General features: G+C 46.1%; 16 protein-coding genes. 13 read left to right on the forward strand and 3 right to left on the reverse strand.

Annotation, left to right across the window (positions count from 1 at the left end):
- Positions 1-15: 15 nt before the first annotated feature.
- The 3 genes from spoVAD to ACFQZR_RS10955 are packed head-to-tail and all read right to left on the reverse strand — an operon-like array spanning position 16 to position 2,425.
- Complete coding sequence (spoVAD, locus tag ACFQZR_RS10945; protein WP_379345696.1) at positions 16-1,035, reverse strand: stage V sporulation protein AD; 1,020 nt, start codon at positions 1,033-1,035, stop codon at positions 16-18.
- Positions 1,035-1,526 carry a stage V sporulation protein AC gene (spoVAC, locus tag ACFQZR_RS10950; protein ID WP_379345698.1) on the reverse strand — a complete coding sequence of 164 codons (492 nt, stop codon included), beginning with the start codon at positions 1,524-1,526 and terminating at the stop codon, positions 1,035-1,037. The genes spoVAD and spoVAC overlap by 1 nt, the downstream gene beginning before the upstream one ends.
- A 38-nt stretch (positions 1,527-1,564) precedes the next feature.
- On the reverse strand, positions 1,565-2,425 hold the full coding sequence (locus tag ACFQZR_RS10955; RefSeq protein WP_379345700.1) for a DUF421 domain-containing protein: 861 nt from the start codon (positions 2,423-2,425) through the stop codon (positions 1,565-1,567).
- A gap of 142 nt (positions 2,426-2,567) precedes the next feature.
- Between ACFQZR_RS10955 and ACFQZR_RS10960 the strand changes: the two genes are divergently transcribed.
- From ACFQZR_RS10960 to ACFQZR_RS11020, 13 genes are all read left to right on the forward strand, one after another.
- A complete protein-coding gene (locus tag ACFQZR_RS10960; RefSeq protein WP_018757027.1) occupies positions 2,568-2,774 on the forward strand; it encodes a DUF1657 domain-containing protein in 207 nt (68 codons plus the stop codon).
- A gap of 154 nt (positions 2,775-2,928) precedes the next feature.
- Positions 2,929-4,179, forward strand: coding sequence for an SPOR domain-containing protein (locus ACFQZR_RS10965; protein WP_379345703.1), 1,251 nt, complete (start codon positions 2,929-2,931; stop codon positions 4,177-4,179).
- 124 nt (positions 4,180-4,303) lie between these two features.
- Positions 4,304-4,903: a Maf family protein gene (locus ACFQZR_RS10970; protein ID WP_379345705.1), complete on the forward strand. Its 600-nt coding sequence runs from the start codon at positions 4,304-4,306 to the stop codon at positions 4,901-4,903.
- A gap of 60 nt (positions 4,904-4,963) precedes the next feature.
- Entirely contained in the window at positions 4,964-5,653 is a 690-nt protein-coding gene (gene radC, locus ACFQZR_RS10975; protein WP_018757030.1) for a RadC family protein, read from the forward strand.
- A gap of 71 nt (positions 5,654-5,724) precedes the next feature.
- Complete coding sequence (locus ACFQZR_RS10980; protein WP_018757031.1) at positions 5,725-6,759, forward strand: rod shape-determining protein; 1,035 nt, start codon at positions 5,725-5,727, stop codon at positions 6,757-6,759.
- 24 nt (positions 6,760-6,783) lie between these two features.
- The gene (gene mreC / locus ACFQZR_RS10985; RefSeq protein WP_281167124.1) at positions 6,784-7,626 is read left to right on the forward strand and encodes a rod shape-determining protein MreC; all 843 of its coding nucleotides are present in this window, start codon (positions 6,784-6,786) and stop codon (positions 7,624-7,626) included.
- A gap of 18 nt (positions 7,627-7,644) precedes the next feature.
- Positions 7,645-8,163, forward strand: a complete 519-nt coding sequence (mreD, locus tag ACFQZR_RS10990) for a rod shape-determining protein MreD (protein ID WP_379345709.1) — start codon at positions 7,645-7,647, stop codon at positions 8,161-8,163.
- 61 nt (positions 8,164-8,224) lie between these two features.
- Positions 8,225-8,890, forward strand: a complete 666-nt coding sequence (minC, locus tag ACFQZR_RS10995; RefSeq protein ID WP_379345711.1) for a septum site-determining protein MinC — start codon at positions 8,225-8,227, stop codon at positions 8,888-8,890.
- Between the two features lie 5 nt (positions 8,891-8,895).
- Positions 8,896-9,690, forward strand: a complete 795-nt coding sequence (minD, locus tag ACFQZR_RS11000) for a septum site-determining protein MinD (protein ID WP_379345713.1) — start codon at positions 8,896-8,898, stop codon at positions 9,688-9,690.
- 5 nt (positions 9,691-9,695) lie between these two features.
- The gene (locus ACFQZR_RS11005) at positions 9,696-10,844 is read left to right on the forward strand and encodes an FtsW/RodA/SpoVE family cell cycle protein (protein ID WP_379345715.1); all 1,149 of its coding nucleotides are present in this window, start codon (positions 9,696-9,698) and stop codon (positions 10,842-10,844) included.
- A gap of 244 nt (positions 10,845-11,088) precedes the next feature.
- Positions 11,089-11,985 carry a peptidoglycan DD-metalloendopeptidase family protein gene (locus tag ACFQZR_RS11010; RefSeq protein ID WP_379345717.1) on the forward strand — a complete coding sequence of 299 codons (897 nt, stop codon included), beginning with the start codon at positions 11,089-11,091 and terminating at the stop codon, positions 11,983-11,985.
- Positions 11,978-12,832: a M50 family metallopeptidase gene (locus ACFQZR_RS11015; RefSeq protein WP_379345719.1), complete on the forward strand. Its 855-nt coding sequence runs from the start codon at positions 11,978-11,980 to the stop codon at positions 12,830-12,832. Before ACFQZR_RS11010 ends, ACFQZR_RS11015 begins: the two co-directional genes overlap by 8 nt.
- Before the next feature lie 34 nt (positions 12,833-12,866).
- On the forward strand, positions 12,867-14,105 hold the full coding sequence (locus ACFQZR_RS11020; protein WP_379345721.1) for an Rne/Rng family ribonuclease: 1,239 nt from the start codon (positions 12,867-12,869) through the stop codon (positions 14,103-14,105).
- The last annotated feature ends 7 nt before the right edge of the window (positions 14,106-14,112 follow it).

Raw genomic sequence — 14,112 nt, forward strand, 5'->3', positions numbered from 1 at the left:
TCTCTGATGTATATGCTAGTTTGTCCCGTCATATTCAATGGATACGGCATGTGCGATACAAGGAATACTTTCACCTTGCTGATAAGAGATTGGGGATAGAAGCGCACCGGTGGCAACGACGAGAATTCGTTTCCACGTTCCGGCTCGAAGCTGCTTGAGCAAATGCCCGTAAGTGACGGTAGCAGAGCATCCGCATCCACTAGCTCCCGCTTGGACGGATTGTTTCTCATAGTCATAGATCATCATGCCGCAATCCCGGAAATCCGTCTGATTCATAGGGATGTGATGTTTCTTGAGCAGTTCACTTGCGATTTCATATCCGACCTTCGCTAGATCCCCTGTAACGATTAGATCATAATGCCCAGGTTCAATCCGCAAATCTCGGAAATGCGCTTGAATGGTATCTACGGCTGCTGGCGCCATAGCAGCACCCATATTGAAGGGGTCTGTAATGCCCATATCAATGACACGCCCAATCGTAGCAGAGGTGATGAGAGGGCCTTCGCCATGTTTGGAGACGACGGCAGCTCCTGCACCCGTGACAGTAAATTGAGCGGTTGGCGGTTTCTGGGACCCATATTCCGTCGGATAACGGAACTGCTTCTCAGCGGTTGCATTGTGGCTCCCTGTTACAGCTAAAGCGTAGTGAGCGGAGCCAGAGTTTACGATCAGCGAGGCGAGTGCAAGGCTCTCCATCGAAGTGGAACAAGCGCCAAATACCCCTAGATAAGGGATGCTGAGGGTTCTAGCTGCAAAGCTTGAACTAATAATTTGATTGAGCAAATCGCCTCCGACATAGAATTGAATTTGCTCTTTCGTTAATCCGGCGCTTTCGATGGCGATTTTGGCTGCTTCTTCGATGAGCTTGTTCTCCGCTTTTTCCCATGTATTCTGACCTAACATGAGGTCGCCATGGATAATATCGAAGTCATTCGCTAGTGGGCCCTGTCCCTCAAAAGGACCTACAACCGATGCGCTTCCGAATATGCGAGGCTTATTCTCGAATATCCAAGATTGATGTCCTCTTAGTGTCATTAGGACCCGGCCCCCGTTCCGTTGAACTGAAGAATCATATGCACGATCCCGACAATGAAGGCTGCGACGGTACCAAAGACAATAACAGGCCCTGCCACTTTGAACATTTGCCCGCCCACGCCAAGTACGACGCCTTCACTGCGATGCTCGATTGCTGCTGATGCCATGGAGTTCGCAAATCCTGTAACAGGAACTGCAGTCCCTGCTCCAGCCCATTGGGCGATTTTATCATAGACCCCGAAGCTCGTTAAGATGACCGACAAGAGCACCATGATGGCTACGGTTGGATTTCCTGCTGTTTTCTCCGTAAATCCGCCCCATGTGATAAAGGCTTTGGTAATACATTCACCTATGAGACAAATGAGCCCACCCGACAGAAATGCCCGCACGCAGTTCTTAAAGATCGTTCGTTTGGGTTCAATTCGTTTCGCAAGGGCTTGATATTCCTGCTGCACGGGTGTTAACTTCTGTTTCTTCTGCTTTTCCGACAAAACCATAACCTCCTTCAAAATCTAAACAGATCAATGCATTAACGGGTAAGCAAAGGTCTCATATCTGCGATGACCTGGTCCATTTGCTCCACACATTGTGTATAAAGCGCCTTGGCAGCTTCATTTTCCGAGGATAACGCGAATAATTCTAAATCGGCCTCGCATTTTTTCAGTGTCGCAAACAGGGTTGCTTTCTTCTGTGGCTCAGGCACTTGGATTTGATCGTCATAGAGGTCGACATACAGCTGTCCGTACGAATCCACTTGACCTAAGTATACGTTCTCGATGGCCACGCCAAGAGTCTCTAGCTCTCGATTTAGCCAGTTACGGTTGTAACCGAATGCTGCTAATCCCTCATCCATAAGCTTTCCATCCATGATAACAGCCTCTGGTGATTTATCAGGTGAGACCTTAATGCCCAAATGCTTTGGCGTAAGCGGTTGATTCTCGCGCTTGAGCAAGATATTGAACTCCCCGTTCGATTCCATAATGGCAAATTCAACGTCTGCCGCATTGAACACGTTCTTTTTGCGCAGCTGGGATAATAGCTCATCGGAGGTAACGCGAACCTTCTTCAAGTTATCTTCAAGAATTTTACCGTCCTTAATGAGGATCTGAGATTTGCTATCTATAAAATCCCGAAGCTTTTTGGTCTTCAACTGTATCATTTCAATGATAAAGGATACACCAACCCACACGGCGAGGGAGATAATACCAAGCCCCCAATGCTTCTCTAAATCCATGGAGATGTATGCAGCAAGGCTACCAATCGTAATCCCCGTAATGTACTCGAACAGAGATAGCTGCGCGACCTGACGTTTTCCTAATACTTTGGTGAAGAAAAACAGAACCAAAACAGCCACCAATGTACGAAGGGCAGCTTCTAACCATTCAGGCATCGTTATTTCGACTCCTTCCCCTTTAATGTTTTGTCAAAAGTTGTGAACAGGATTCATATGAAATGTTCCCGCAAAGTGAGAAGAATATTCTTGTGACATTCGGACACATTAGAGTGGTATTTGTAAAAAGGAGGTGTGAGAAATGACCGTTGGATCCCAAGTGAAAACCACTTTAGCAAGTTTGAAAAGTGCTCAAGCGAGTCTAGAATCCTTCGCGCTTGAAACGCAAAATCAAGAAGCGAAAAAAATGTTCGAGTCCGCTGCGCAGTCGACACAATCAGTCGTATCGCAAGTTGAAGCCCGCGTACAACAACTCGAAAATGAAGAGCCGCAATTTAAAGGGTTCTAGACATTTCGATAAGAAGGACAGGAGTGGGAAATCTCGATTCTTTGCAGCAGCAGAGGATCGAGATTTTTTTGTCATGCCATGGATAAACGGTTATAAATCTCTCAACTCTATCATAAGAATGATATTAGAAGATTGGACAAGGGAGAGGGTAAGCATGAGTAAGGCCAAAATGACGTTTCGCTTCGATGATCCGCCGCGTAAGTCGGGAGGCACAGAGATCATTCCTAATAATGATTCAGTAGAAGAAACTGTAGAGTCAACGACGGTCGGTCATGTTGTTCCGATCCAGAGGTACAGCTCCGATTTTGGTGCATGGGACCCCACATTCGATGAAGAGACGAACCGTATTGAGAAGTTGATTCGCGGCGAAACCTCTTCGATCCAGCCCGAAGTCATCCCTCCAAAGTCACAGCCGCGGATTGTGGATATGATCCATGATTCAGAGGAACAAATAGAACGATCCGATGCTGAATTACGAAATCATAGTGAAGAAGGGCATAGTGTACAATGGACGGAGCTGCCAGTCGGTGGATTTTATCGTAAAACAAGAAATCCTTCATGGGTTAAAGTCGTTGCCTCTGTCGCTGGCGCAATTGTGACAGGTGCTGTATTCGGCTTCGTTGTATTATCGTTATTTCAAGGGGAAGTGAGTCTGCCGGATGTGAAGTCGGGCTTATCGGATAATGTTCGTACAAGCGGTAGTGTTCAGACTTCAGGTAAGGTGGCGGAGTCCGGAGTGAAGCAAGAAGCGACCACACCAGGTGAAGCGGTTAACGTAACGATTCAACGTGATGCGAAGACCTATTATATGCTGCAGTACGGTGTTTTCAAAGATCTAGCAGGTGTAAATGCTGCGCAGCAGGAGTTGACGGATAAAGGCTTGGCCGCGTTCGGAGATACTACGGATCAGAACCGGGTGTATGCCGGTATGGCGGCATCGCGTGAAGAGGCCCAATTGATGAAAGCTGAACTGGCATTGCAAGGAACTGAGCTCTATGTTCGAGATTTGCAGCTGCCGGAGACGACGCAATTGATGTATGCTGGTGATGCGTCGCAGATGGAGCAATTCCTGAAACAGAGCGATCAGGTGGTTCAAATTCTATTACAGATGTCAACAGCGCAGCTAGAGCGTAAAGACCCTACGGCTTATACACAGGCAGAATTGTTAGCTATTAAGGATGCACATCAGAAATGGACAGAGCTTGGTACAGCGGCGGTCAAAGGCCTGCCAGAGTCTTCGAAGGAAGCTTGGGGGAAAATGACCCAGTCGATGAACACGGCAATTATCTCGTTAAATGAATACGGCAAGCAGCTGTCGACATCCCATCTTTGGAACATTCAATCCGCATTGATGGCGTTCGTGGTAAGTGAGAAAAATTGGATGGCGTCTATGCAAGCGGTGTGATATAAAGTATATCTAACCGATAGGACCTGATTTTAAAGGCGCCTGTCGGTTTTTGGTTTGTGTTAAACCGTAAATATAAGTATAATGTGTAAAGGTGTAAAATAATGGTGAAGGGGAGTCGAAAATGCTGAATAGGGATCAACGTCGCCTCATCTTAGCGTCTGCATCACCACGAAGACAAGAGCTTATTCGCGTTCTGAATATCCCGTTCGAAATTCGTGTGAGTGATGTCGATGAGACCACGCCGACGTATTGGTCGCCGGCACAGGTCGCAGAGCAATTGGCGCTTCGCAAGGCTGAGGCTGTGCATCAAATGCTGCAGGAGGGCGATCAAGGCATTGTCATTGGTGCGGATACCATTGTGGTGCTTGATTATCGTGTCCTTGGCAAGCCAAAGGATGCAGAAGATGCGATATCGATGCTGAATCTGCTGGAAGGAAAGACACATCAGGTGTATAGCGGTGTGGCTTGTATTGATGCGCAGACAGGGGAGACCCATGTATCTCACCGTGTTACGTATGTCAAAATGAAGCATTTAACAGAACAGCAAGTGCAGCGGTATGTCGCAAGTGGGGAGCCTATGGATAAAGCGGGTTCGTACGCGATACAAGGATTAGGTTCAACGATTGTAGAGTCGATCGACGGATGTTATTTCAACGTCGTGGGTCTGCCGTTATCCTTGCTTAGTGATATGCTCACTAAATTTGGCATTGAAGTACTTTAAGGAAGCTAACTTATGGAAGATGTATTCTAGGATTATTTCAACAATGAAAGAGGGGAATTCATGGATTCGCAAGGGCTTGTTCTGCGCGATATCCCCCATGAAGAACGTCCAAGAGAACGCATGATACAGAATGGGGCAAGCGCACTTAGTCACGCTGAATTGCTAGCAATTCTTCTTCGCACAGGAACACAGCGAGAATCCGCTGTTCGCGTCGCTGAACGGCTGCTTAAGCAAGTAGGTAACATTCGCCATTTGGTAGATATGACCGTAGAAGAAATGACACAAATCAAAGGCATCGGACCTGCAAAGGCTATTCAATTAAAGGCAGGTATTGAACTTGGTCGTCGCTTGTCAAGAGCGACAATGAATGAGAAGATTACCATTCGAAAGCCGTCGGATGCAGCAGATTTGCTCATGGAACAAATGCGTTATTTGCAGAAAGAACATTTTGTATGTTTATTTCTCAATACCAAAAATCATGTTCTCCAACAAGAGACACTGTCGATGGGAAGCTTAAATGCTTCAATCGTTCATCCCCGAGAAATTTTCCGAGCTGCCATCAAGTGCAGCAGCGCATCAGTAATATGCGCTCACAACCATCCAAGTGGCGATCCAACGCCCAGTCCAGAAGACATTCAGCTTACGCAGCGCCTCGTCGAGGCCGGCAATATTATTGGCATTGAGGTGCTTGATCACCTCGTGATTGGTGATCAACGTTACATAAGTTTGAAGGAACAGGGACTTATGTAATATAATATTTAAATTATCAGCACGATAAGATAAACGATGAAGAGTTACAGGAAAGAAAGGGAGATTACAGCATGTTTGGAAGCTTCACGAAAGATCTAGGAATTGATTTAGGAACTGCAAATACACTTGTATATGTTCGAGGAAAAGGGATCGTTGTTCGCGAGCCATCCGTTGTGGCGATCCGTACAGATACGAAAAAAATAGAAGCTGTTGGTGAGTCGGCTAAGAAAATGATCGGTCGTACACCGGGGAACATTCGCGCGATTCGTCCGATGAAAGACGGCGTTATCGCGGATTTCGATACGACTGCAACAATGATTAAATATTTTATTAGACAAGCTCAGAAGCAGCGCTCTGTATTCCCGCGTCATCCGAACGTGATGGTATGCGTACCTTCAGGGATTACAGCTGTAGAACAACGTGCGGTTGAAGACGCGACGAAGCAAGCAGGTGCGCGTGAAGCTTATACCATTGAAGAGCCATTCGCGGCAGCGATTGGTGCAGATCTTCCAGTATGGGAGCCGACAGGCAGTATGGTTGTTGATATTGGCGGCGGTACGACAGAAGTTGCGGTCATTTCACTTGGCGGAATTGTAACAAGTCGTTCGGTTCGTGTTGCAGGCGACGAGATGGATGATGCTGTCATTCAATATATCAAACGGATTTATAACCTCATGATCGGTGAGCGTACAGCTGAGCAAATTAAGGTCGATATTGCTTCCGCATTGCCGCTTGATCAGGTCGAGACGGTTGAAATTCGTGGACGCGATCTCGTATCTGGACTTCCGAAGACGCTCACGATCACCTCCGATGAGATTACAGAAGCGTTGCAGGATACCGTGAACTCTATCGTTGATGCGGTGAAGGTAACACTTGAGAAATGTCCACCAGAGCTCGCAGCGGATATTATGGACCGCGGGATCGTATTGACAGGTGGCGGCGCATTGCTGCGTAATCTCGATAAATTGCTTGCACGTGAGACAGGTATGCCGGTTATTGTTGCGGAAGATCCTCTTGATTGTGTAGCAAAAGGTACCGGTCGTGCGCTAGAGAACATCCACTTATTTAAATCCAAAAGCAGTACGGCGGTTCGCTCGAAACGATAAGAGGTGTTTAAACTGTTTAAATTATTGGGGAATAAACGATTGTTCATATTATTGCTCGGCATGATTATATTCATCTCGCTTCTCGGCTTTACGCTGAGTAACAAACGAGAGAACTTAACATTTCCTGAGAAGATGATTAACGATACGTTTGGGTTCGCTCAAAGTTTATTTTACAAGCCCGCTGGCTTTATAGCGGGCTTGTTTGAAGATATTCGCGACCTGAACCATATCTATGAAGAAAATGAACAGCTGAAAATCGCAGTTTCGCACTATATTCGCGACAAAGCGAATTATAATTTCATTGCTGCTGATAATGAGAGATACCAGAAAGAACTGCATTTTACAGAAGAACAGAAGAAATTGTATAAATATGATTACCGCATTGCTCAGGTCGTGTCGGTGAATCAGGATCCGTACAATAAGAACATTACGATCAATATCGGTGAGAAGAACGGTGTGAAGCCGAATATGGCTGTCATTTCCGTCGATGGCATGGTCGGCACGATTAGTCATGTATCGCCGCTTACGAGTACGGTGAAGCTGCTTACAGACCTGAACGAAAAGAATCCGAATTCCAATGCGATTGCGGCAACGGCCATCGGTAAAGAGAACCAGTCGTTTGGACTTATTGAGAGTTACGATCCACAGACAGGCACGTATCTCATGACCAAGATTGATGAGAAGGACCCGCTTGCCGTTGGTGATACGATCGTCTCATCGGGGATCGGTGAAGCATTTCCACGCGGACTCATTATGGGAACGGTTATTTCCAGACAAGTCGGAGACTACGGCTTAACTCATACAGCGACGATCAAACCAGCAGCGAATTTCGATAATTGGAAAGAACTGTTCGTCGTGGTACCTTAACGTGGAGGAATCGCTCGGATGAATCGTAAATGGATGATTGTCGTTATGATCTTGTTATTAATCATTGAGGGCACGGTGATGCCGTGGATCATTCCAGTGGAATGGAGAATGCGAGTTATCCCTCATTTTGTCTTTATCATTGTATTATTCTATGCGATGTATACCACGAGATATCAAGCGCTGGTTATCGGTTTAATCTTCGGTCTCCTTCATGATGTGATCCATTATGGGAATATGATAGGGGTATATTCGTTCAGTATGGGGCTTTGTGGTTATTTAATCGGCAAAGTATTCGGCGAGAAGCGGCTCGGCATCGGATGGATGATCGTGGTTTCGATCCTCGGCAGCTGGATGTTCGACTCGATCATATTCTTGATTTACACGATGTTCAAAGTGAACCATATGTCCTACGATTGGGCGCTAGCTTATCAAATTATTCCTAGCTCCTTCCTGCAGTTATTATTTGCTCTTATTGTATATGTTCCGGTTCGCAAAGTACTCGACCAAGAATTTCGACCGAAGCTTGAAGAAGATTAAGGCATAAGCAGGAACTTTCTTACCCTAGGACGAATTGATTAGGGAGGAGGGACAGGCAAATATGGGAACGACAAAACAACATCATGTTACAATCAAAGGAATGAAAGACGGCCTTGTGTTCCTGCTGGACGATACATGTGAATTCGCAGCACTTATACAAGATTTGCAATATAAATTAGAGCATTCGCATCAGAATATTTTGACAGGACCGATTATGCATGTTGATGTTAAGCTCGGTGCAAGGGCGATATCGGATGCAGAGAAGGAAGAGATTCTGAATATTCTGAAGCAAAAGGGGAATTTGTTGATTCGTTCGATTGAATCGGATGAGCCTGAGATCGCATCTGTGAGTGAGAATGATATGAAGATCATGACCGGGGTGGTGCGTTCAGGGCAAGTGCTGCATCACGTCGGCAATCTTCTGTTTCTAGGGGATGTGAATCCAGGCGGAACGGTGAATTGTACCGGGGATATCTATGTGATGGGTTCACTTCGGGGAATGGCGCATGCAGGAATTGAGGGAAATGTCGATGCGATTATTGCTGCGTCTTATTTCTCACCGACACAGCTACGGATTGCCGATGTGATCAGCAGACCTCCGGATGAATGGGAAATCAAAGAGTCCAATATGGAATTTGCATACCTTCAAGAAGGCCATATGCAAATTGATAAAATACAGAACATTGCGCGGTTGCGCAAAGATACCCATATATTTAAAGGAGTGTAGTCCGCATGGGAGAGGCTATCGTCGTCACATCAGGAAAAGGCGGAGTGGGCAAGACAACAACATCCGCGAATTTAGGTACTGCTCTCGCATTACTCGGCCGCAAAGTATGTATGGTGGATACAGATATTGGTCTTCGTAATTTGGATGTCGTCATGGGGCTGGAGAATCGGATTATTTATGATCTGTGTGATGTAGCTGATGGTCGTTGCCGTCTGAGCCAAGCTCTTGTGAAGGACAAGCGGTTTGAAGAACTCTATTTGCTGCCGGCAGCACAGACGAAAGATAAGAATGCGATATCGCCGGAGCAGGTTAGAGATATTATTTTGGAATTGAAGAAAGAATTCGAGTATGTCATTATCGATTGCCCGGCAGGAATAGAGCAAGGCTTCAAGAATGCGATTGCTGGTGCAGATCAGGCGATTGTCGTGACAACACCGGAGAATGCCGCTGTACGTGACGCGGATCGCATTATAGGATTGCTCGAGAACTCGCATATTGAATCACCGAAGCTGGTCATTAACCGGATACGCCAGAATATGGTGAAATCTGGCGAGATGCTCGATATTGATGAGATTATCCAAGTACTGGCGATTGACTTAATCGGCATTGTACCGGATGATGAGCATGTAATCAAAGCTGCGAATAGCGGGGAGCCTACCGTGATGAACCCTGATTCAAGAGCAGCGATTGCCTATCGGAATATTGCGCGTCGTATTGTTGGGGACACCGTCCCACTTATGCTGCTTGATGGCAAGCCAGGCATGTTCAAGCGCATGAAGAAGTTTTTTGGAATGGGCTGATGTAATTGGTAAATAAATTCAAAAAATTAGACTGGCCGATCATTATCATCTTAGGCATATTTATGGTCATTAGCATATTTGTCATCAAGAGTGCTACGTTTAGCGATCCCAAGTTCGTCGGGTCTCATTTAAAAATGATGTATTTCTATATCGGCGGATTTGCCATCATGCTGGGGATTGCACTCGTTGATTATCGATTATTGCTAAAAGGCTGGATTTATTTCTACGTTCTAGGAGTTGCGCTTCTTATCGCCGTGTTCTTCCTAGGTGCCAAAATTAACGGTGCTGTCGGCTGGTTTAAGCTGCCGGGCGGGCTACAGTTTCAACCAGCAGAATTGATGAAGCTTGCGATTATTGTCATGGTTGCATATTTGATGGGCCGAAGATCAGGGGATCCACTTCGTTTTAGGCGTGATGTCATTCCAATCGGTTTCCTAACCTTCATCCCATTCTTGCTCGTATTGATTCAACCGGACTTAGGGAATGCGATTATCTACGTCGTGATCCTGCTCGGGATGTTCTGGATCGGCAATGTTCGCTATACGCATGTTGTCATTGGACTCGGGGCTGTGCTCGCTGGTGCATTCCTGTTCGTCTTCTTGTTTAATACCTTTAATCAAGATATTAAGGATTATTTGGAAGCCAAAGACAAAATCCATTGGTACCAGCGGATCAATACATTCATGAATCCAGCTTCCGCGACAGAAGATGAGAAGCATCAATCGAATAATGCGATGATTGCGATTGGATCTGGCGGCCTCACAGGCGAAGGCTATATGCAATCGGAATCGATTAAGAAGAAGTTCGTGCCATATCCGTATTCGGACTCCATCTTTGTTGTGATCGGGGAAGAGTTCGGGTTCCAAGGGGCTTCGGTGCTGCTCCTGCTCTATTTCTTATTGATTTATAGGATGATCTTGATTGCCTTCCAGTGTTATGACCAGCGAGGAGCTTATATTATCATCGGTATTGTCTCGATGTTCGTGTTCCAGATTTTCGAGAATATCGGAATGATGATTGGGATTATGCCAATTACTGGGATCACGCTGCCATTTATCAGTTATGGTGGTACCTCGCTGTTGCTCAACATGCTTTGTATTGGGATTGTGCTAAGCGTCAAGATTTACCAAGAAAAATATGCACTTGAAGATTAAGCTGTCGCATCTCGCGATGGCTTTTTTGCATGTTTAAGAGGTTTCGTGGGTCTCACGCAAAGCAACTTGTGGGGTTATTTTGAAATATAAGTGTTTATAAGTTTCACGAATAAACTGTTCTTATATTTTTCGAAGATACGCTTATCGTCCGTTCAATGACGATAAGCGTATCTTCTTATTCATAATCATCGTGTGCTTGTCATATTTATGATACTAAGACAACCTCTAAGAAGGGGGACTACGGATGGAGATTAAAGATAATGTTCGAAGACGGAGACAAGCCCGTATGAAGGCATTAACAGATGACAGCTTGCCAGTCACCAAGGCGCAAGAAGCACCGAATCGTATTGTAGCTTATGCACCGCCTGCATACAGGAATCCGACGCCAGTGCCTAATATTTCATCAGATGCGAATGCAGATCCTGAAATTGCATGGAAGGAACAGAATCGATTGTGGCGCTCACAGCTTGCTGGAGAAGCTTCCCCATCGAATGGTTCGGATCCACCGGTCAATCGAACATCAAGCGGCTGGTTACAGTCGTTGCAAATCAAATTCATGCTCTCTGCGTTGATCTTTGCTGCCCTATGGGCGACGTTTCAAGTGAATCAGCCGTGGACCGCTAAGGTAAAGGCGTTTGTCGTAAGCGCTATGAACGAGGAGATGAATTTTGGGGCGATTGCTGTCTGGTATGATGAGACGTTCCACGGTGCGCCTTCCTTCATTCCAATTTTCGGTGCAGCTGAGGATCATGCAACCAAAGTGAACACATCAACCGTGCTCTATCCGCCGCTTCATGGGAAGATTACGAGTCCCTACACGGTAGCTTTGAAAGGTGTTGAAATCGAAGCTGCTGCAGCTGAACCCGGGAATCCGATTGTTGTAAAGGCGATGGATGCAGGTCAGGTGATCGAGGTGACTCCGAGTGAGAACAGTACGTATCGAATCGTCGTCCAGCATGCGAATGATTTAAGCTCGATATATAGTGGTTTACAGGCTGCAGATGTCAGAGTTAATGATTGGGTTCAAGGGGGTCAACCTTTAGGAACGTTATCCGCTGAAGAGCAGGAGAGCCTTTTATATTTTGCGATTAAAAAAGGTGACCGATTTATTGACCCAACGGATGTGATCTCCTTTGATTAAATGGAGAGGAACCTCATTCTCCGTGCATCCTTTATTCATCATGATCATGCTCGCCTCACTATTGACAGGCCATGTCATTGAAATGATTACGTTGTTCGGGATTGTCTTGATTCATGAGTTAGGGCATGCAGCTGCGGCGACGATTTTCGGATGGAAGGTACAAGAGATTAAGCTTCTGCCTTTCGGTGGTGTAGCTGTCACGGATGAAGGAGGCTCGGCTCCTTGTCATGAGGAGATTATCGTAGCTCTAGCGGGCCCGGTTCAAAACCTGCTTATGATTGGCGCTGCTTATGGGCTTCATATGTTGGGGTTCTGGAGTGAGGCATGGACAGAGTACTTCGTTCAAGCGAATGTGATGATCGCCTTGTTTAACATGCTGCCTGTGCTTCCTTTGGATGGAGGGCGTATCGTACAAGCGCTATGCAGCCTATTTGTGTCCTATCATCGTACATTGCTTTGGTGCGGCCGAATTAGTATGGCTTTTAGCCTATTCATGATTGGCTTCGCTCTGATGCCCCTTTATTACCGAGAACCTATTCATTTGAATCTGCTCGTTATCGGTATTTTTCTGATCTATGCGAACTGGACAGACTATCGAAATGTGCCTTACCGCTTTGTGCGGTTCATGACGAATCGGGATCGATTATCGCTCCTGCGAATGAAACAGGGAACAATTGCATATCCAATTGTCGTCGGATCAGAGCAACCTTTGGGCGGTGTTGTGCGTCTATTTATGAAGAGTAAGTATCATCTGATTTACGTACTGAATGATCGGGGGAAGATTGTCGCTGTATTACCAGAGCAACGGCTTGTTGATTCTTATTTCGCGAATTTCATGGTAAAATAGATGGAAAAATGGGCTAAAGTCAGGGGTGATCCATGTGAAAAGGATCATTGTTCATTGCGAACAAGAGATCACACAAATGGCATTGATGGAACATGGACAACTCGTTGAATTTACAATTGAGAATTCGCAAGGCAGGCAATTGGTGGGGAATTTGTATAAAGGCCGTGTTGTGAACGTGCTTCCGGGTATGCAGGCGGCATTTGTAGATATCGGATTAAAGAAAAATGCATTCTTGTATATTGATGATGTGCTTCATCCGCATTTGGAGAAGCAGCCGAAAGTTAAGCCATCCATCTCACAATTGCTGCAGGCCGGCCAGGAGATTGTTGTCCAAGTCATGAAAGAGCCGTTAGGTGGCAAAGGAGCTCGCGTTACGACGCATTATTCGCTGCCAGGCAGATGGCTCGTCTATATGCCGCATGCGGACTATATTGGCGTGTCGAAGAAAATAGAGCTCGAAGCTGAGCGGAATCGTCTGAAGCAGATCGGCGATCAAGCACGACTGCCAGGTGAAGGGCTGATCCTGCGCACCGTCGCAGAAGGAGAAAGCAAGGAAGCGATTCAATCGGATATTCAACTGCTTCGCGCATTGTGGATTCAGATTGAAGAACGTGCGGCGGCAATGTCAGCGCCAGCACAGCTCCATCAGGATTTGAGCATTATTGAGCGGTTGGTTCGGGATATGTTCACACCGCAGACCGAACGGGTCATCATTGATGATCTTGTTCAGAAGGAAGAGATCGCTTCCTTCCTCTCTCGCGTGCTGCCTGACTGGGCGAATCGTGTTGAGATCTATAAAGGCAGTGAGCCGATACTAACGCATTATGGTGTGAAGGAGCAGCTCGACCGAGCCTTCGAACACAAAGTGTGGCTCCGTAATGGCGGTTATCTGGTCGTTGATTATACCGAAGCGTTGACGGTCATTGACGTTAATACGGGTAAGTATATTGGATCGAATACGCTGGAAGATACCGTCTACGAGACGAACATGCAAGCTGCCGAAGAAATTGCTAGGTTGCTTCGACTTCGCGATATTGGTGGAATTATATTAATTGATTTTATTGATATGGATATGGAACGGCATCGGCAAGATATTTGGGACAAGCTTGAGCTGTTAATGCGCAGTGATCGAACCAAGCATTTAATCCTGGGATGGACAAAGCTCGGGCTGCTCGAAATGACCCGCAAAAAAGTTCGCGACCATGCGATGAATCCCTTTACAGAACCTTGTTCGGTTTGTAAGGGGACGGGAAGAATCAACAGTCGCCTATAAAAATATG

Origin of the sequence: Paenibacillus sp. GCM10027629 (assembly GCF_042676425.1) — a bacterium.
Classification (GTDB): domain Bacteria; phylum Bacillota; class Bacilli; order Paenibacillales; family Paenibacillaceae; genus Paenibacillus_K; species Paenibacillus_K terrigena.